This is a genomic window from Streptomyces sp. NPDC006602 (assembly GCF_042870385.1).
Classification (GTDB): Bacteria; Actinomycetota; Actinomycetes; order Streptomycetales; family Streptomycetaceae; genus Streptomyces.
Map to the genome: position 1 here is coordinate 1 of NZ_JBIAHG010000058.1, position 17,053 is coordinate 17,053.

The window sequence follows — 17,053 nt, forward strand, 5'->3', positions numbered from 1 at the left end:
CGGGGTTCAGCCTGCCTCCAGCTTCAACCGGTCCCTGCGAGGACCGGCGGCGGGCCTCTCATCCCGCGAGATCCATCAGCGCCTCGTGGCGCACAGCCAAGCTCGTCGATGCACAAAAGATCAACGCGGCCGTAGCGGGCGATGGTCTTGGCCAGCAGCTTCTCGTCGGCGGCCTCCACGAGTTCGTTGACACGCGTGGTGGCCAGCACGTACTTCACCCGGTACTCGTGCATCGCCGCCTCGGTGCCCAGCGCGATGAGCAGATGGGACTTGCCTGTTCCGCTGTCGCCGATCAGGCACAGTGGCAGGCCCTTCTTGACTCAGTCGCACTTGGCGAGGGTGTGGATGGCAGCCGGGTCGATGACCGGGTTGGCATCGAAGTCGAACTGCCGGATCGACTTCTCGCGCGGAAAGCCGGCCGCCTTGATCCGCCGCTCGGAACGCCGGCGGGCCCGGTCGTCGCATTCGGACAGCAGCAGCTCGGCCAGGAACCCGCGATACGTCATCTGGTCCCGCGCCGCGGCTTCGGCCAGCTCCGGGTACTGGGAGCGGATGGTGGGCAGCCGGAGCATCCGGCACGCCTGGTCCACGGCGGTGTCGGCGGCCTGTTCGGTCAGTCCGCGGTTGCGCTTGGCGGTCACGGTGCCCCTTCCTGCTATGCCTGGCCGTCGGCGGGACGCCGACGGAATCGCAGCAGCTGGTCGTAGACGGCCACCGACGGCAGCGGCCTGGGATCGGGCGGCAGCGCGGCCAGGCGCCGCTCGGTCAGCGAGGTCACCGTCGCCCTGCCGTCCACCCGGCGGCGCGGGGTGTCCTGGTCGGCCGGCTGTTCGGCGCCCTGGTCGGCCTCGCCCCACTTGCGGGCCTCCAGGGCGACCGCGTCGGCGGTCAGCGCGCCGGCCCGCAGCGCGGTCGCGATCCCGGCCACCACGTGCTCGTGGACCATGTGCCGGTGCAGCAGCAGGACGGAGATGAGCGCCCGGGTGCCCTCCGCGTCGCCGTGGGCGGTGCAGGCCGCCTGCCACCAGGCGTCGTGGACCGGGGTGAACTCGGCGACCGCGCTGGAACGCGCCGCCGAACTCACCCCGGAGCCCCAGGAGCGCGCCCGCCGTCTGCTCGCCGCGGCCACGTCCGCCATGTACGCGGGACATCCGCAGTGGGTCGGGGAGATCGCGGGCCGCGTCGACGCCCTGACCGACGACCCCCAGCTCCTCGCCGAGGCATCCCTGCGGGCCGGCTGGTCACTCGCCGTCACCCTGCGGCACGACGACTCCCTGGCCTTCCTGCTGCCCGTGGCCGAGTCCATGGCCGTCCCGGCGCCCGCCCTCGCGCTGAGCGCGCTGGGAACGGCCGCGACCCCGGCGTACAACTCCGGCGACTCCCGCTACCGGCACGACATCCAGCGCATCAGCGGTCTCATCGCCCCGCAGCCCGACGAGACCGACAGCGTCTGGCACCAGGCGGCCGGCCATCCCTTCACGGACCGGCGGCAGTTGCTGAAGCGCCTCACCCACGCGACGGGCACCCTGCCGGACGGCTCCCTGTCCGAGCTCGTCCAGCTGGGCGCCGCCGCCTGGATCCTGGACGAGACCGATGAGGCCGTACGCCTGCTAGGCCAGGCCATGGACCAGCTGCGACGGACCGCGACGGCCGGCGCCAACTGCACCGTCGCACAGGCCCTCGCCCTGGCACTGTTCGAGAGCGGAGCCTGGAGCGCGGCCCAGTCCGCCGCCGAGGAGGCATTCTGGATGGCGACGGAGGCGGGTGCGGACAACGTCACCGTGGGATCGCCGCTCCTCCAGGCCACACTCCGCGCCGCCCGCGGCGACCACGCGGCCGCGCGTGCCCAGGTGGAGCACGCCGTCCGGGGCCGGGACCTGCGCAAGTCCCGCAGCCTGTACGTGCGTCACCGTCACGCGCTCGGCATGGCGGCCCTCGCGGAAGGCGACCACGAGCAGGCGTACGAGCAACTGCGCCGCGTCTTCACCCAGGACGCCCGCCCGGCCCCCGTGCACTACCACGCCTCCCTCTACTACCTCGCCGACCTCGCTGCCGCAGCCGTCCGCAGCGGACGAGCGGACGATGCCCGCACCGTGCTCCACGCCGCCGAGCGGAACTTGGAGAAGTCCCGCTCGGCCCGCCTGGCCGCGGTCGTGCACCGCGCCTCGGCCCTGCTGAGCGATCTCGACGACGCGGAGTCCCGTTTCCGTGCGGCGATCGGCGACCTGGCCGGTGCCCGATGGCCTTTCGAGTACGCCCTCGCTCACCTGGATTTCGCCGAGTGGCTACGCCGCCGCCGACGGACCGCCGAGGCGCGCCCCCTGCTCGGCACCGCCCTCGACATCTTCGAGCGCCTTGACGCACGCCCCTGGATCGAGCGCACCACCGCCGAACTCCGCGCGGCGGGCGTGGCCGTGGCGGCTTCCGCCTCGCCCGACGACCTGACCGACCTGACGCCGCAAGAACTGCAGATCGCCCAGCTGGCCGCGGAAGGCCTGACGAACCGCGACATCGGAGCCCGCCTCTACCTCTCTCCGCGCACCATCGGCTTCCACCTGCACAAGATCTTCCCCAAGCTCGGCATCACGGGCCGCGCCCAACTGCGCGACGTACTCGGCCCCGGTGCCGCCGAGCAGCCGCGATGAGCCGCGGGCTGGAGGGGACCTCCCTGGCCCTGCCGGGCAAAGCGGCCGTGCGCTCAAGGAAACAGGCCGTGGGGGCCCGCCCCAGGGTGCGGTGTTAAGTCCACTTGAAACAAGATCACCGGACTCCATGGAACTCGGGGCACCTCACGGATCGAGGCGGCGGCCGCCCGGCGCCTGCTAACTCTTGTGCTGCCCTACCTCTCTCCGAGGTCCTGGTTGTTGCCACCGCAGGGGTAGATGCTCGGTAGGGTGATCACCGGTTGTGGCGTGCTGCAGCGCCTGCGTCTGGCTCTGGCCGTTGTACTGGTTGCCCATGGCCGATCCGGCGGCAGGAACGCAGGGGCGCGCCGCTGATCGGTCCTGACGGTCGCCTTGATGGGCTGGCGGCGGGTCTTGCGCAGCCGGTTCCTCTGACGCCTGGAGAGGAATGGCCGCGTGGTGGGCCTCGGGTGACGGACTGTTGCGGTCTTGGTAGGGCTGGGGGATGTGCATGCGGATGCGCGCCTTGCCTGCTCTTTTGGCCTCGTACATGGCTTTGTCTGCGTGGTTGAGGAGTTCGTCCGGTGTGACGCCGGGGAGGGCTACTGCCATGCCGATGGAGGCCGAGACGAGCGCCTCTTTGCCTGCGATCTGGTAGGGCTGTGTCAGAGCGGAGAAGATTCGCTCGGCGACGTCTCTGGCCCGCGAGGGGTGTGTCCCGGCCTCTCCCTCCAAAAGGGCGGCGAACTCGTCACCGCCGAGGCGGGCTACGGTGTCTCCGGCCCGTACGGATGCCTGGAGCCGACGAGCGGCGTGGACCAGGAGAGCGTCGCCGACCGCGTGTCCGGCCGAGTCGTTGACGGCCTTGAAGCCGTCCAGGTCCACGAAGAGCACTGTGGGTGGGGCTGTGTGATTGGTCCGTTTCCGCATGGCGTGCGCGACTCGGTCGGCGAAGAGGGCCCGGTTGGGCAGTCCGGTGAGCGCGTCGTGGAAGGCCAGGTGCTCGAGTTGTTCCTGCAGGGCGAGTCGTTCGGTCACATCGCGACTACTGAAGATCATTCCCTCGGTGTGGTGGCTGACCGTCGATTCGACGTGGCGCCAACGTCCGTCGGCGTGGCGGACCCGGCACGACACGCGGCGGCCCGGACCGCGGATGCCTGATGCGGCTTCCTGCCGCAGCGCCTCGACTGCTTGCATCAGCGGCGTCAGGTCGTCGGGGTGGCAGTGCAGCGGCAGGTGGGCACCCAGCAGGTCCTCGGGCCGGTAACCGAAGACGTGGTGGGCGGCAGGACTGACGTAGCGGACGCGGCCGTCCGGGCTGACGATGGTGATCACGTCGCGAGTGCCGTCGACCAGGGTGCGGTAAAGAGCCTCCCGGGTGGTGGCTTCGCGGGTGATATGAAGGTGATCGGCGTGGATGATGCCTTGCCGGATACCAAGCGCGACAAGCAGCGAGCCTGCCAGGACCATGAGGGCCATGTCAGTGCGGCCGCCGACCATGGTGTGGGCTGCCAGGGCCAGGGCGCAGACGGCCACGGGCACGAAAGCGGCCACAACTCCGAAGACGGGCATGAGGTGTTGGTCGACGTCCACGACGCTGGTGCCTCCGGTCAGCCACGGGGCGACGGCGATGAGGACCAGGCCAGTGATCGAGCAGGCCGCCGCGCAAGGAATGCCGTACCAGGTGCCGGGGGCCGGCATCAGGATGCGCAGCATGTCGCTTGCAGACAAAGCGACGAGGGCCAGGGCCCCCACCGTTGTCGCTGTGCGCTCAGGACGTTTCAGGGAGTAGCGCAGTGCCACCAGAAGTCCGAAGACCACGATGTCCGTCACCACGCGTGCCAGATCCTGCAAAGAACCGAACGCATCGCCGCTTCGGTCGGCGCGATGCAGCAGCAGCACCCAGCCCAGGGTGAGCAGGGAGCCGGCGATCATCCATCCGTCCAGGACTCGCCGCAGCCAGATCAGCGTCGTGCCGCGGTCCGCAACTGCGATCACCAATCCGGCGATCGCCACCACCAGACACAGGACGATTCCGGTAACCGCCAGCAGCTGGAGGACGAAGTGGACGCCACCGACGGGCTCCCCCCGAGAGGAAGGGAGCTGACTGACCACGAGGTGGTGAAGGCCACCCGCTGCCGCAGAACCCGCAAAGAGTACGAGGCGAAGACGCACCCGTCCGGCGGCCGCCTTGGCACGCCCGAGGAGGGACAGGGCGGCCAGACCATGCGCAGCCGGCACTCCTGCAACGACGGGGATGAGCAGCGTCGCTGTCGCGCCCGCGCTCACTGCGGCGGCGAGCACAAATCCCAGCCCCAGAGTCTTGCCCCGCCCACAGGCTGCCGATCGCCAGCCGATACGAACGGCGTGCAACGAGCCCCCCCAACCGGCCTTGCCCAGCCTCACACGAACCCCCGACGGTCATCAAGCTCAGAGAAGGGTGGACACACTGTGTCCTGTCTGCCCCAGTCGAGAAGAGGATATGAAGACCCATAAAGCGCAACCAGCGAAAAGCGGTAAGTTCACCTGAAAAATGGACGAGCCGCTTTGTGCTGACAGCTATCAGTTTGAGCTGCCCCGGGGCTCGTAGCGATCCGCGACGGACCGAGGAGGCGTCGCCGATGTCGGCGAGCCGGTCGGCGTACCGAATTGAGGGGCCTGACCTGGCACTGCGGGCGTGGATGGTCGAGCTGGGCGGGGCCGGGCCGGGCGGCGGGTGCCGACCATCGCGGATGAGCTGAGGTGCAGTCCCAAGCAGTCCGCCGCTGGTTGCACCGCTTCAACCGCTTGGGCCTGCAAGGGCTGGAGGATCTGGGCGGGCAGAGCCGCAAACAGCGGTTCACCGAGGCGGAACGCTCAGAATCATCGGTCTGGTCAAGCAAGTGCCCCCGGTCGGCTGGCCCTGCAGGCGGACAGGGAACTGTCCGCGGAGGATGAGCCCGGGCCGCCGGAGTGGACCCTCCACGCGCCGGCCGCCGTGGCCCGGCCGCTGGGTACCGAAATCGGCCGCAGCCAGGTCCGTTGGATCCTGCTGGCCGAGAGGGCGCGTCGGCGCCGCACCCCGTCCTGGACCGGTCGAGAAACGCGGACTTCGAGGTAAAAGGACCAGGATCAACGAGCTTACCCCTGCCCGCCCGAGGGCGCGACGGTCGTCTGCGCCGACGAGGCCGGACCGGTGATCCCCCGTACGTTCCCGCCGCCGGGCCGGTCGCCGGACGGCCAGCGGCATGCGGCACGGTCAGCGCCGCATGCCGCTGGAGTGCGGTCGCGAGGGCGTTGCTGCCCGCGGCCGGCAACGCCAACGGCGTCGGCAGGACCAAGCCCATCCCTGGTCCTCGGGAACGCGCGGCACGAGTCGGGGCGACACAGCTGATGAACGGTGCGCGCCCGGCGGGCCGATGTCCGCGTGTCCGTCGGGCCACGCTCTCGTCAGCCGACAGGCAGCTGTGGGCAGTTGCCCGCCCTACGCCTGAGCCTCGTGGCGAGGCACGCAGAGCGCCCAGATGATGAAGCCGTGCACGATGATGAGCACGATGGCCCAGACCGGCGCGTGAGGCAACCAGACGAAGTTGGCCACCATGCCCAGCCCGGCCAGCACGATCCCCACGGCGCGGGCCCACAGTGCACCGGTGAACAGCGCCAGGCCTGCGAGGGCCACCACGATGCCGAGGGCCAAGTGCAGCCAGCCCCAACCGGTGAGACTGAATTCGTAGGTGAAGTTCTCCGTGGCGACGAACACATCGTCCCCGGCGAGAGCGGAGATGCCCTGGAAGATCGCCATGATCCCACCGAGGATCATCAGAACCGCCGCCACGGCGGTCCACCCCGTGGCCCACCGGCTTTCCGCCGCCCATGGGGCAGTGTGGCGTTGGTCGGTGCGACGGCTGTCGGTATGACGGGTGTCGGTGGCATGACTGGCCATAGTGCGCTCCTTCGGTGAAGCTGGCGCCGGTACTGCACCAGCGCTGGTGCGCCTTCGTGTTCAGGCTCGCACCGCATCGGCGACTCGGCATCTCAAGCCTGCGCGTCGGATACGGCGGCTCCCGCCGGCTTCGGCCACACCGACTGCCGCGACCGACGGCACGGACCCGCGTGCGGCAACGCGGTCCTTGTGATGATCATAGAAACGTGACAAGCCGGACCAGCCTGCGAAAGCCAGACGCCGGGCGGCCGCCCGGCACGGCCCGGACCGACTGCACGGGCGCCGTCCACGGCTCACTCCTGGCCGCCTCGGTGGTCGCCGGAGCCAGTACATCCGGCCCGTACCCGCGCCTTCAGCTCGTGCTGCTCCTGCTGTGCACAGGGATCGTGTTCTGGGCCGCCCACGCTTACTCGGCTGTCGTCGGCCACCTGCTGCCGCACGAGCCCCTGACGTGGCCCGAGATCCGCCGTGTCTGCGCCCACGAGTGGCCGATCGCGCAGGCGTCCGGTCCTCCGGCAGCGGCTGTCGCGATCAGTCCGCTTCTCGGTCTGGGGCTCGAGGGCACGGCATGGCTGGCGCTCGGCGTCGCCGTGGTCCAGCAGGTCGCCTGGGCCAGCGCCGGGGTTCTCCGAGCCGGCGCGTCCCGCCGTGCGGTGGTGTTCGCCGGCGCTGTCAACCTGGCGCTCGGCCTGGTGATCGTTGCCGCCAAGGCCGCCATCCAGCACTGATCGTGTCGGCCGGATGCCGCGGCGGTCTGCCTCGGTTTGGCTGACGGGACCGTTGGGTGCCGAGTACCGCCTGCTCGGTGGAGTCGTGCGACGTACCGTCGAGCCCGCCGTCGGTGACAGTGATCCGTGGGAGCCCGCGGGGACGGCGGCGACGTCCAGCTCGGCGTGGCGGGCGCCCCGTCCGCCGCGACCGTCAGCGTCATGCTCAGCCTCTGGCGGACATCACCGCAGCCGGGCAGAGAGGTCTCGATGACGCCCCACGTCCGCCCTCCGGCAGGTGCCCCGCTCTGAGGCTCGGCCTCCCGGCACTCGGATGCGTCGGCGGGCGTGCCCGTGCACGTCCACGCACCGACACTGGGCGCATGCCGGTCCGCATCGCCGCCTGCCGCGGCAGGCGGAGACGGGAGGAGGGACCGTGCTGCCCGGATTCCTGACCAAAGCGGTCGATCTGCTACTCGGCCGGGAAGGCCGTTCGCTTCACCTGAAGGCCGCAGGCGGTGCCACCGTCGTCCTGGGCATCACGATGCTGGTCGGTTCCGGGGCGGTGGTGGCCGCCGAACGGGGCGACGTGGCCGCCAACCTGACGACGTACCCGAGGGCGCTGTGGTGGTCGATCGAGACGGCGACCACGGTGGGCTACGGAGACTTCTACCCAGTGACGCTCTGGGGCCGGCTCATCGGCTCCGTGGTGATGGTCGTCGGCATCACCACGTACGGCATTGTCACCGCTGCTCTCGCGACCTGGTTCGTCGGCCGGGAGGACGTTCGGCGCCGGCACCTGGCCCGCAGTGCCGAAGAGGCCGCGCATCGCCTGTGCGACGAGACGGCGCACGCGCTGCACGAACGCTTCGACCGCGTCGAGCGGATGCTCACCAGCAAGGAAACAGAGGGAGGGGCCGGGTGAGACCAGGTTCCCCTTTCTGACGAAGAGCCACCGATCGGCAGAGGCGTTCGACATCCACTGATCGCTCAGCGATGGTTCCGAACGGATGGGGCCACTTTCTGGTTCGCCGCCGCGCCGGGCACAACCGTTGACGCCCCTGTCCGCGACATCACCCAGCTTCTGCCTCCGCGCCAGGGCTGGGATTGTGGCGCACGGACGTCACGCATTCGGGTGATCCGGCCACCAGGCCGTGTCGTACTCAGGTTTTCCCGTGCCAGTCTCCTGACAGCCACTTAGTTTTCATGTGCAACGCTCGACGCTGCCCACCCGCATCATCTGGGGCGCGCGCTGTTCGCGCATGCGGACTGCGGCCGCCACACGCGTTGGCGCCCCCACGAAAGGCAGTCCACCCATGACCGGATTCGCCGTGCCCCTGCGCCCCAGGACCGCTCTGCTTGTCGCGACCGGACTGGTCTGCGCAGGTCTTGCCGCCCTCCCCGGGAGAGCCGATGCCGCCCAAAGCGCGGCAGTCACGCAACCCGTCGTCGGCCAGGCGCTGTTCGACGACTTCGACTACACGAACCACACCGATCCACGGATCAGCCAGCGCGGCTGGACCCTGAAGTCCGGTCAGGGCGGGCCCGGCGTTCCGGGCGCCACCTGGCGACCGCAGGACATCACCTTCGCCACCGAGTCCGGCAACTCGATCATGAGGCTACGCTCCGGCAGCAACGGAACGGCCTCCGGCACGTCGCAGACGGAGATCTACAGCCAGCGCAAGTTCCACCGCGGCACCTATGCCGCACGCGTCCAGTTCAGCGACGCTCCGGTGTTCGGACCGGACGGCGACCACATGGTGCAGACGTTCTTCACCCTCACGCCGCTGAATTACCCCATGGACCCGGACTACGGCGAGCTCGACTTCGAGTACCTGCCCAACGGCGGATGGGGCATCCCGGGCAGCGCCCTGCTTGCCACCTCGTGGGAGACGTACCAGGAGGAGCCCTGGCAGTCCGTCGCCGTCACCACTCAGGAGCGCGCCGGCTTCGCCGGCTGGCACAATCTGGTGATCACGGTCGACACCGAGCGCATCAACTACCACATCGACGGCAGGCCCTTCGCCTCGCACACGGAGCCGTACCTGCCCGAGGCGTCGATGGACATCCGCTTCAACCACTGGCTGATCGACGTTCTGGGGACGAACAGCAAGCGGTCGCGCGCGTACGACCAGAGGGTCGACTACGTGTACCACCTCAAGGACCAAGTGCTGACTCCGGCCCAGGTGCAGGGCGTGGTCAACGGCTACCGGGCGCGGGGGGTGACGTTCGAGGACACCGTCTGAACCGGCGGCGACAACGTTGTTCAGGCGGCGTCTGCCGCGCCGTCCGTGCCGGTGAGCGGAAGCGGGGCGGTGATCCTGGTTCCCCGGCCCTCTTCTGAGCGCACCTCCGTCTCACCCACCGTCGTTGGCCACGATCGTGCGCACGATGGCAAGCCCCGGACCGGTTCCAGGGATGGCCGCGTCGGTGGCCTTGGAGACAGGAAAGAAGCGCTGGAAGAGCTTTTCCTGCTCGGCCGCGGGGATGCCGGTGTCGCTCACGCTCAGGGCGGGTGCCGGGGTCAGAATTCCTGGGCTGCCGTGAGGCGTGCGCGGGCAAGGCATTCCTCGGCGAACGCCAGGGCTTTGAGGTGGTAGGCGCGGGCGGTCCAGCCGAGGCTGATGTTGTGGCCGGTGTCAGGCAGGCGGTCGACAACGATGCGTGGAGCGTCGGACAGCCGCGTGATCAGATCGGCGATCGCCTCATCGTCGTGGCGCCACCAGGCCTCATGCTCGGCGAACGTCAGCCGGACAGGGACACGGACGCGCGGCAGGATCCCGGCCGACAGCCGCGTCCAGGCCACCACCGTGCCGACCTCATGCGCAGGCACCGGCGCCACCACCGACTGGCTCACCTGGAACGTCTCCACTGGATACAAGCTCAACGGCCCCCAGTTCAATCGCCGCAGTCCCAAGCCCGCCTCACGGCCGACCAGGCCGGGGTTCACCGCGAGCCTGCGGCCGCACCCCGAGACATCCACGCCCAGCAACTCCCGCACGCCGTTGTCCGCGGCGGCGGCGAAGGCGACCTTGGCCCCGAAGGAATGACCCAGCAGCAAGGTGCCGGCACCAGGTGCGTGGCGGGCGGTGAACGCGGCGATTGCGGCCCGCAACGTCGCGGCCTGCGCGGTCAGTCTCTGCCCCCGGGGAAAGCGGCCAACTGACGCACCGTAGCCGGGACGGTCCAGCGCCAGCACCGTATAGCCCAAGCGCGCGCCCAACGCCAGCAAGGACACATCCGGGTGCGCCTGACCATCGAAATACCCGGCATTCATCCCCCCGCCGTGCAACGCAACGATGACCGCACGCGCACAACCATCCGCAGGCTCACTCATCAAACCAGACAGTGGGACGCCGTCTGCATCGACCCTGACGGGTCGTACACCCAGGGACAGTTGCCTGTCGCGTACTTGCGGTGCAGCCAGTGTCCGGGCGCCGGTCTCCACGACCGGGGCCTCACCCACGGCACAGACCCCGACAGAGCCAGAGGTGGGCACGCGTCGATGTCGCCCTGCCAGCCGCACACAGCACGCAAACCCCTTCACGATCATCCCAACCCGGACCGGAGCCACAGCGTGCCCCGCGCTTCATCTTCCAAGCCCCGCCCAACGCCGGCCAGCCGAGCCGGCCACGCCATCCCCCATCCGTGGAGGACCACAGCGCGCACCCGACGGATCACCAGGCACGACGCGGCGGACACGACCCATGAGCAGGCTGACCACACCAGCACCGCCTCGGCCGAGGGGACCTGGCGTCCGCGGTCCCTCGACCCTCGAATAACGCAGCCTTCCGGATAGCGCCTTGTCACCAGTTGGATCAGTCCCCAGGTTGTGACCCCGTGGGCTGCGAGCCAGGCGACTCGCTCTCCGGCCCGGTGACACGGACTCCACTCCCACGGCTGGGGGCGTTCTGCAGCATCACCGCGGTCTGCCAGCGAAGGGAGGCGATCGCCTCGGCCAGCTGGTCACGCAGGCACGCCCCCGCATCGAACCCGGCTGCCCGCGGAGTATCCGGCCTGCCCTGACCACCCATCACTGGATCTCTCAAGGGAGCCGGTCCGCAACGGCAAGCACCACAGCAGCCGCAACAAGCACCCCTGAGTAGATGACCATCACGGCCCGGCTCCACCCGCCGTCACGCTTGGCGTCGGCGCCCGGGTCATCCCGCTCGGGCTGGGAGCCAGTAAGCCCGAGAGGTGCCGCATGCGGCACAGCATCGTCCACGCGAGGATTCACGCCCGGACCAACGCGTGATCAAGACTTTCGACACAGCACGACCGCCGTCATCACCCTTTCAGCCCCGCGCGAGGTCAGGGGCCGGCTCTGAAGGGGATGAAGGATTTGTTTCCCGTCTGCTGCATGTGCCCAGCGGGGACAGCAGGCGAGCGGGGATGAAAGCGTCCCAGCGGGGCACAGCCGTCGGACGCGAACGGGCCCAGCCTCCCGGCAATCTCGCTCCGGGCCCCACAAGATGGTCTTTGGCTGTCCAACCGCGGAAAGGCCCGGCGGGCAGCCGTTTCCCTCTGCGCGGCCCTCTGGTCGGCCGCCTGACCCCCACACCCCCAGGGAGCACCCCCATGGCAGTGATGACGGACGCGCTCGTACCGGCGCTGGAGGATGCCCGCGAGGCGCATGAGGCGGTCGTCGACCGGTTCAGGGCGGATGTGACGATCACGCCGCCCGGCCCCTACCGGCAGATGCTCGAGCGCCAGGTGGACGACGTCCAGGACAGCCTTCAGCGCATCGAGCACCACGTGCGCGAGCTGCGGCCCCGCGGGGGGCTTGTCGGGGACACCATGGATATGGCGCGGTTCATCTCGCGAGGCGCCGTGCGCACCGCCATGCTGCCGCTGGCCATCGGATCCACGTTCCTGACGGAGATGCTGCGCGGCCGGTGGCCGAACGACGAGCGGCGGCTGCTGAGGAACGCCGAAGACGAGTACACGGTCACCGCCCGGGCGCTCGCGACCTGCCGGGCCGGCCAGAGCATCGCCGAAGAGGCCCGTGACCAGGCTACCGCCGACCTGCTCGCCGCACTGCGCCGCCAGGACGAGGAACTGCTCGAGAAACTGGAAGACAGCGTCGCCGATCGCGCACGGGCCGTGGCCGCCGCGGCCAACGGCTTCATCCAGGAGAACGGCGGCAGCCTGGCCGACACGGCCGCCGGCGCCCTGCGGGACGCCGCCGACCGGGTACAGGACATCGCCCAGAGCAGCGGCCGGCGGGCCAGGGCCGCGGCCACGGGCGCCGTGCGGGAGATGCCCGACGTGACCCGCATGGCCCAAGAGGTCCAAGGATCGGTGACACGGGAGGCGGAGTTGCCGATCCCCCGCTTCAGCCAGCTGAGCGTCGAGGAGATCCTGCAGCAGCTGCGCCCGCTGTCCCAGTCCGACCTGACGGTCATCGAGGGATACGAACGCACCCACTCCAACCGGCCCCCGGTCCTGGACACCATCGAGCAGCTGCGCGGCAGCGAACCCTGGGGCGGCTACGACACCATGAACCCCGACAAGATCACCACCCAGTTGCAGAACGTCCCCTCCAGCGTCGCCCGCCAGGTCCTGGAGTACGAGCGGCGCCACAGCCAGCGCCAGGAGGTCATCTCCGCAGCCCAAGCGCGCACTGCCCTGTGAGCCGAACAGGCGGGCGTCTGCCGCTGGAGGGGTGATTGCCGCGCAGCGCGGCGCGCTCCCGGTGCCGGGGGACGGAAACTCGTGAGCAGCCCTGGAGCCGCCCTGGCCGGCTCCAGGGCTGCGCGCGATCTACCTCTGCCCCCCGTCGGGCGGGGTGTCGCTCTCCTGGCCGCCCTCGGCGGACGAGGTGTCGCTCTCCCGTCCGGCCGTGATCTCAATGTGGCGGGGCTTGGCGCTTCGGCCTTGGGCACCTTGATGCTCAGCACACCTTCGCTGAGCTTCGCTTCTACGCCTTCGGCGTTGATCTCGCCGGGCAAGACGGCGCGGTACTCGAAGCGGCCGGTGCGCCGGGTGCCGCGGCGCAGGATGCCGGTGCGCTCGCGCTCCTTGAGCTCGCCGCTGATGACCAGCTCCCGGTCGGCCATCTCGATGTCGATGCCGTCGGTGGTCCGGCCCGTCCCGGCAGGACCCGGAGTCTCGCACCCAGCGCGCTGACATATGCTGCGCCGTCGCGCGGTGAGACTTTGGATGCCGGCGGCGAGGAGGAGGCCGCTGAGGTCCCCGCCACGATTTCCTCCGGCGAGAACCCGCGCCGCGCATGAGCTTTCGCCTGATGGCGATCAGCCGCGAGGACCATCCACATGTCCCGGCGCTGAGGCTGTGGCTTCGTCCGTCGGGCCAGAAGCCGGTGCCGGATAGCCTGGCGGGATGATCGAGAACCTTCCCCCTTGCCCGAAGTGCTCCTGTGAGTACACCTACGAGATGAACGCCCTGGTGGTGTGCCCGGAGTGCGGGCACGAATGGGTTCCTGCCGCCGAGGGCAGCGCAGAGGGCGGGGGCGCCGCCGGGGAACGAGTTGTCAAGGACTCCGTGGGCAATGTGCTGCAGGACGGTGACGCCGTGGTGGTCGTCAAGGCGCTCAAGGTCAAGGGCAGCCCGTCGGGGATCAAGGCCGGTACCAAGGTGCGCGGCATCCGGCTGGTCGACGGGGTCGACGGCCACGACATCGACTGCAAGATCGATGGTTTCGGTGCGATGCAGCTCAAGTCCAGCGTGGTCAAGAAAGCCTGACCGCAGCCGGCGGCCACCGCTACCCTCTCCAGCCCCCGCCTCCCAGTGACGAATCAGCAGCGCAGCAACGGGATGCTCAATTGCAAAATTTCGCAATTCGTTAGATGCTGTGTTGGCTGTGTCCGTCGCCGGTAGCCGCAGGCACAGCCTTTGTGTCCACTCCGGGTGGGGGCGCTGCCGGGAAGTCGAGGAAGCCGTGTCCGTTCCGCTGTATCACGCCAAGGCCGAGTTCTTCCGGATGCTGGGGCATCCCGTACGGATACGGGTGCTCGAGCTGTTGCAGGAGGGGCCGATGCCGGTGCGTGAGCTGCTGGCCGCGATCGAGGTGGAGCCCTCCAGCCTGTCTCAGCAGCTGGCGGTGCTGCGCCGCTCGGGCATCGTCACCTCCAAGCGTGAGGGTTCCACCGTGGTGTACGCGCTGGCCAGCGGGGACGTCGCCGATCTGATGCGGGTTGCGCGCCGGATCCTGAGCGAGGTGCTGGCCGGGCGGAACGAGCTGCTGGCGGAGCTGCGGGATGCCGAGGTGTCCGCGTGATGAGGGCCTCGCTCTCGCTCTCCCGGATTGGTGCCAGGATCGCCGCGCTGATGCCCGGCCGCAGCGACGTCGCGGAGATGCGCCGGGACCCGCGCCGGGACCTGCTGGCCGGTCTGACGGTGGCGATTGTGGCGCTGCCGCTGGCGCTCGGCTTCGGTGTCTCCTCCGGCCTCGGGGCCGAGGCGGGCCTGGCGACAGCGGTGGTCGCGGGGGCGCTGGCCGCGGTGTTCGGTGGCTCGAATCTTCAGGTGTCCGGTCCGACCGGTGCGATGACGGTCGTGCTGGTGCCCATCGTCGCCCAGTACGGGCCGGGCGGTGTGCTGACCGTCGGCCTGATGGCGGGGGTGATGCTCGTCGTCCTGGCGGTACTGAAGGCCGGCAAGTACATGCAGTACGTGCCCGCGCCGGTCGTCGAGGGATTCACTCTGGGTATCGCCTGTGTGATCGGGCTGCAGCAGATCCCCAACGCCCTGGGCGTACCCAAGCCCGAGGGTGACCGCGTGCTGGTGGTCACCTGGCACGCGCTTCAGGAGTTCGCGAAGAACCCGAACTGGACGGCTGCCGCCTTCGCACTGGCAGTGGCTGCGGCCATGCTGATCGGGGCGCGCTGGCGGCCCACGATCCCCTTCTCCATCCTCGCGGTGATCGCGGCGACGTTGGTGGCGCAACTCGCCGGCCTGGACGCGGCGCAGCCGATCGGTGACCTTCCGTCCGGTCTGCCCGCGCCTTCGATCGCCTTCCTGGACCTGGGGGCGCTGGGCTCGCTGCTCGCCCCGGCGGTGGCGGTGGCGGCGCTGGCCGCGCTGGAGTCGCTGCTGTCGGCCTCGGTGGCGGACGGGATGACGGTGGGGCAGAAGCACGATCCGGACCGGGAGCTGTTCGGCCAGGGTCTGGCCAACATCGCCGCCCCGCTGTTCGGCGGTGTGCCCGCGACCGGCGCGATCGCGCGGACCGCGGTCAACGTCCGGACCGGCGGCAGCTCGCGGCTCGCCTCCCTCGTCCACGCCGCGGTCCTCGCTTTGATCGTCTTCGCGGCCGCCCCGCTCGTCTCGAAGATTCCGCTCGCCGCGCTGGCGGGCGTGCTGCTGGCGACCGCAGTCCGCATGGTCGAGGTGGGCTCGCTCAGGGCGATGGCGAAGGCGACCGGTTCCGACGCGCTGATCCTGGTGCTGACCGCCGTCGCGACCCTCGTCCTCGACCTCGTGTACGCCGTGATCATCGGCATCATCGCCGCGGGGGCCCTCGCCCTGCGCGCCGTCGCCCAACAGGTCCGCCTGGACCAGGTGCCGCTGGACCGGGCTGATCACAGCGTCGAGGAGCACGAGCTGCTGGCCGAGCACATCGTGGCGTACCGCATCGACGGGCCGCTGTTCTTCGCCGGCGCGCACCGCTTCCTGCTGGAGCTGGCCGAGGTCGCCGACGTCCGCGTGGTCATCCTGCGCATGTCGAGGGTGACGACCATCGACGCCACGGGCGCACTGGTACTCAAGGACGTCGTGGAGAAGCTGAACCGGCGCGGCATCGTGGTGCTGACATCCGGGATACGTGCCGGCCAGCGGCAGGTCCTGGAATCAGTGGGCGCGCTGGCGCTGCTGCGGCTGGAGGGCCGCGAGTACGCCTCCACGCCGGAGGCGATCAAGGGCGCCCGCACCTGTCTGGAGCGCGCGGGCGTGATGCCGCCCCTGCCCGTCCAGAGGTCCCGGCCCGTCGACGAGGAAGCAGAGGAATCCGTCGTATGAGCACGTCACCCGTGCCCCCGTGCATGGTGGAGGTGTCCGGGGCGGAGGCCCTGTGGCTGCTGGTGTATCCGCAGCGGGACCAGACGGTGCTGCGCCCGGGCCGGCACCCGTGGGAGTTCGGCCGGCTGGTGGTGCGCACGCCCGCACCCTCGGCCGCGGTCCCGACGTACCACGTGGACGAGCTACGCGCGGCCACCGGCACCGGCTGGACGGTCACCGTCGCCGGACCGGTCGACGTGATCACCGATCCCGATGAGGCCGCCCGTTACCAGCGCACCCTGGCCGGCTGGTCGCACGGCCCGCACGACACCCTGCTGCGTCGGCACCCCAAGACCGTGACCGGATTCCGTCTCGCCCGCGCGGAGGCGTGATGAGCATCCAGCTCGAAGCCCTGCCCCACCGGCATGTGCTCACCCTGCCCGCGATGCCCGCCGCGGTCCGGACAGCCCGTCAGACCGCTGAGCAGGCCCTGACGGAGTGGGGCATAAACCCGCGCCATCCCACCATCGGGCCGGCCCTGCTGATCCTGAGCGAGCTGGTCACCAACAGCGTCCGGCACGCCGCGGATCTTTCCCCGCAGCTGACCGTCATCTACGCGGCCGGCGAGGACACCCTGGCCTTCGCCGTGCACGACCGCCACCCCCATCAGCCGGCGCTCTACGCGATGGTCACCGATGCCGCATCCGGCGGTCTGGCGACCGTCATGGAACTCACCCTCGGCCTGGGCGGCACGGCAGTCGTCCGGGGCGACGCCGACGGCAGGGGCAAGAGCATCTGGATCACCCTCCCCCTGTGAAGCGGACCGGCCGACGCGCAAGGAA

The 17,053-nt window shown here is 70.0% G+C and carries 15 protein-coding genes and 2 pseudogenes; 10 read left to right on the plus strand and 7 right to left on the minus strand.

Annotation, left to right across the window (positions count from 1 at the left end):
• Window positions 1–95 precede the first annotated feature (95 nt).
• Together ACFYO2_RS47170 and ACFYO2_RS47175 are read right to left on the minus strand one after the other, a co-directional pair.
• Window positions 96–641, minus strand: a pseudogene (locus ACFYO2_RS47170) (ATP-binding protein); the annotation flags it as partial.
• A gap of 14 nt (window positions 642–655) precedes the next feature.
• Window positions 656–1,084: a hypothetical protein gene (locus ACFYO2_RS47175; RefSeq protein WP_388363045.1), complete on the minus strand. Its 429-nt coding sequence runs from the start codon at window positions 1,082–1,084 to the stop codon at window positions 656–658.
• On the opposite strand from ACFYO2_RS47175, the gene ACFYO2_RS47180 reads away from it, so the two are divergent.
• The gene (locus tag ACFYO2_RS47180; protein ID WP_388363048.1) at window positions 1,044–2,645 is read left to right on the plus strand and encodes a LuxR C-terminal-related transcriptional regulator; all 1,602 of its coding nucleotides are present in this window, start codon (window positions 1,044–1,046) and stop codon (window positions 2,643–2,645) included. The genes ACFYO2_RS47175 and ACFYO2_RS47180 overlap by 41 nt on opposite strands.
• Before the next feature lie 177 nt (window positions 2,646–2,822).
• Here the strand turns inward: ACFYO2_RS47180 and ACFYO2_RS47185 are convergent, their stop codons facing one another.
• Together ACFYO2_RS47185 and ACFYO2_RS47190 are read right to left on the minus strand one after the other, a co-directional pair.
• Window positions 2,823–4,643: a diguanylate cyclase domain-containing protein gene (locus ACFYO2_RS47185; protein WP_388363051.1), complete on the minus strand. Its 1,821-nt coding sequence runs from the start codon at window positions 4,641–4,643 to the stop codon at window positions 2,823–2,825.
• 1,444 nt (window positions 4,644–6,087) lie between these two features.
• On the minus strand, window positions 6,088–6,546 hold the full coding sequence (locus ACFYO2_RS47190; RefSeq protein ID WP_388363054.1) for a hypothetical protein: 459 nt from the start codon (window positions 6,544–6,546) through the stop codon (window positions 6,088–6,090).
• Between the two features lie 206 nt (window positions 6,547–6,752).
• Here ACFYO2_RS47190 and ACFYO2_RS47195 point away from each other — a divergent pair, with 206 nt between their 5' ends.
• The 3 genes from ACFYO2_RS47195 (at window position 6,753) to ACFYO2_RS47205 (ending at window position 9,499) form a co-directional block, all read left to right on the plus strand.
• Complete coding sequence (locus tag ACFYO2_RS47195; RefSeq protein WP_388363056.1) at window positions 6,753–7,274, plus strand: hypothetical protein; 522 nt, start codon at window positions 6,753–6,755, stop codon at window positions 7,272–7,274.
• Between the two features lie 415 nt (window positions 7,275–7,689).
• Window positions 7,690–8,178: a potassium channel family protein gene (locus tag ACFYO2_RS47200; protein WP_388363059.1), complete on the plus strand. Its 489-nt coding sequence runs from the start codon at window positions 7,690–7,692 to the stop codon at window positions 8,176–8,178.
• Between the two features lie 391 nt (window positions 8,179–8,569).
• Entirely contained in the window at window positions 8,570–9,499 is a 930-nt protein-coding gene (locus tag ACFYO2_RS47205; RefSeq protein WP_388363062.1) for a glycoside hydrolase family 16 protein, read from the plus strand.
• 111 nt (window positions 9,500–9,610) lie between these two features.
• Here ACFYO2_RS47205 and ACFYO2_RS47210 read toward each other — a convergent pair whose 3' ends face one another.
• Complete coding sequence (locus ACFYO2_RS47210) at window positions 9,611–9,757, minus strand: hypothetical protein (RefSeq protein WP_388363065.1); 147 nt, start codon at window positions 9,755–9,757, stop codon at window positions 9,611–9,613.
• Between the two features lie 20 nt (window positions 9,758–9,777).
• A complete protein-coding gene (locus ACFYO2_RS47215; protein WP_388363068.1) occupies window positions 9,778–10,590 on the minus strand; it encodes an alpha/beta fold hydrolase in 813 nt (270 codons plus the stop codon).
• A 1,241-nt stretch (window positions 10,591–11,831) separates the two neighbouring features.
• Here ACFYO2_RS47215 and ACFYO2_RS47220 point away from each other — a divergent pair.
• A complete protein-coding gene (locus tag ACFYO2_RS47220; protein ID WP_388363071.1) occupies window positions 11,832–12,887 on the plus strand; it encodes a hypothetical protein in 1,056 nt (351 codons plus the stop codon).
• 284 nt (window positions 12,888–13,171) lie between these two features.
• Here the strand turns inward: ACFYO2_RS47220 and ACFYO2_RS47225 are convergent.
• Window positions 13,172–13,312 (minus strand): annotated as a pseudogene (locus tag ACFYO2_RS47225) (Hsp20/alpha crystallin family protein); the annotation flags it as partial.
• A gap of 283 nt (window positions 13,313–13,595) precedes the next feature.
• On the opposite strand from ACFYO2_RS47225, the gene ACFYO2_RS47230 reads away from it, so the two are divergent.
• The 5 genes from ACFYO2_RS47230 to ACFYO2_RS47250 all read left to right on the plus strand — a co-directional run bounded on the left by ACFYO2_RS47230 (window position 13,596) and on the right by ACFYO2_RS47250 (window position 17,028).
• On the plus strand, window positions 13,596–13,958 hold the full coding sequence (locus tag ACFYO2_RS47230) for a zinc ribbon domain-containing protein YjdM (RefSeq protein WP_388363074.1): 363 nt from the start codon (window positions 13,596–13,598) through the stop codon (window positions 13,956–13,958).
• Window positions 13,959–14,154: 196 nt separating this feature from the next.
• Complete coding sequence (locus tag ACFYO2_RS47235) at window positions 14,155–14,493, plus strand: ArsR/SmtB family transcription factor (protein WP_388363077.1); 339 nt, start codon at window positions 14,155–14,157, stop codon at window positions 14,491–14,493.
• Complete coding sequence (locus tag ACFYO2_RS47240) at window positions 14,493–16,232, plus strand: SulP family inorganic anion transporter (RefSeq protein WP_388363079.1); 1,740 nt, start codon at window positions 14,493–14,495, stop codon at window positions 16,230–16,232. The genes ACFYO2_RS47235 and ACFYO2_RS47240 overlap by 1 nt, the downstream gene beginning before the upstream one ends.
• The gene (locus ACFYO2_RS47245; protein WP_388363082.1) at window positions 16,229–16,603 is read left to right on the plus strand and encodes a pyridoxamine 5'-phosphate oxidase family protein; all 375 of its coding nucleotides are present in this window, start codon (window positions 16,229–16,231) and stop codon (window positions 16,601–16,603) included. The genes ACFYO2_RS47240 and ACFYO2_RS47245 overlap by 4 nt, the downstream gene beginning before the upstream one ends.
• Entirely contained in the window at window positions 16,603–17,028 is a 426-nt protein-coding gene (locus ACFYO2_RS47250) for an ATP-binding protein (protein ID WP_388363084.1), read from the plus strand. The genes ACFYO2_RS47245 and ACFYO2_RS47250 overlap by 1 nt, the downstream gene beginning before the upstream one ends.
• The last annotated feature ends 25 nt before the right edge of the window (window positions 17,029–17,053 follow it).

Coding starts and splice junctions, on each gene's coding strand:
- ACFYO2_RS47240 (WP_388363079.1), top strand. CDS start 14,493: ATGAGGGCCTCGCTCTCGCTCTCCCGGATTGGTGCCAGGATCGCCGCG.
- ACFYO2_RS47220 (WP_388363071.1), top strand. CDS start 11,832: ATGGCAGTGATGACGGACGCGCTCGTACCGGCGCTGGAGGATGCCCGC.
- ACFYO2_RS47190 (WP_388363054.1), bottom strand. CDS start 6,546: ATGGCCAGTCATGCCACCGACACCCGTCATACCGACAGCCGTCGCACC.
- ACFYO2_RS47250 (WP_388363084.1), top strand. CDS start 16,603: ATGAGCATCCAGCTCGAAGCCCTGCCCCACCGGCATGTGCTCACCCTG.
- ACFYO2_RS47230 (WP_388363074.1), top strand. CDS start 13,596: ATGATCGAGAACCTTCCCCCTTGCCCGAAGTGCTCCTGTGAGTACACC.
- ACFYO2_RS47245 (WP_388363082.1), top strand. CDS start 16,229: ATGAGCACGTCACCCGTGCCCCCGTGCATGGTGGAGGTGTCCGGGGCG.
- ACFYO2_RS47215 (WP_388363068.1), bottom strand. CDS start 10,590: ATGAGTGAGCCTGCGGATGGTTGTGCGCGTGCGGTCATCGTTGCGTTG.
- ACFYO2_RS47205 (WP_388363062.1), top strand. CDS start 8,570: ATGACCGGATTCGCCGTGCCCCTGCGCCCCAGGACCGCTCTGCTTGTC.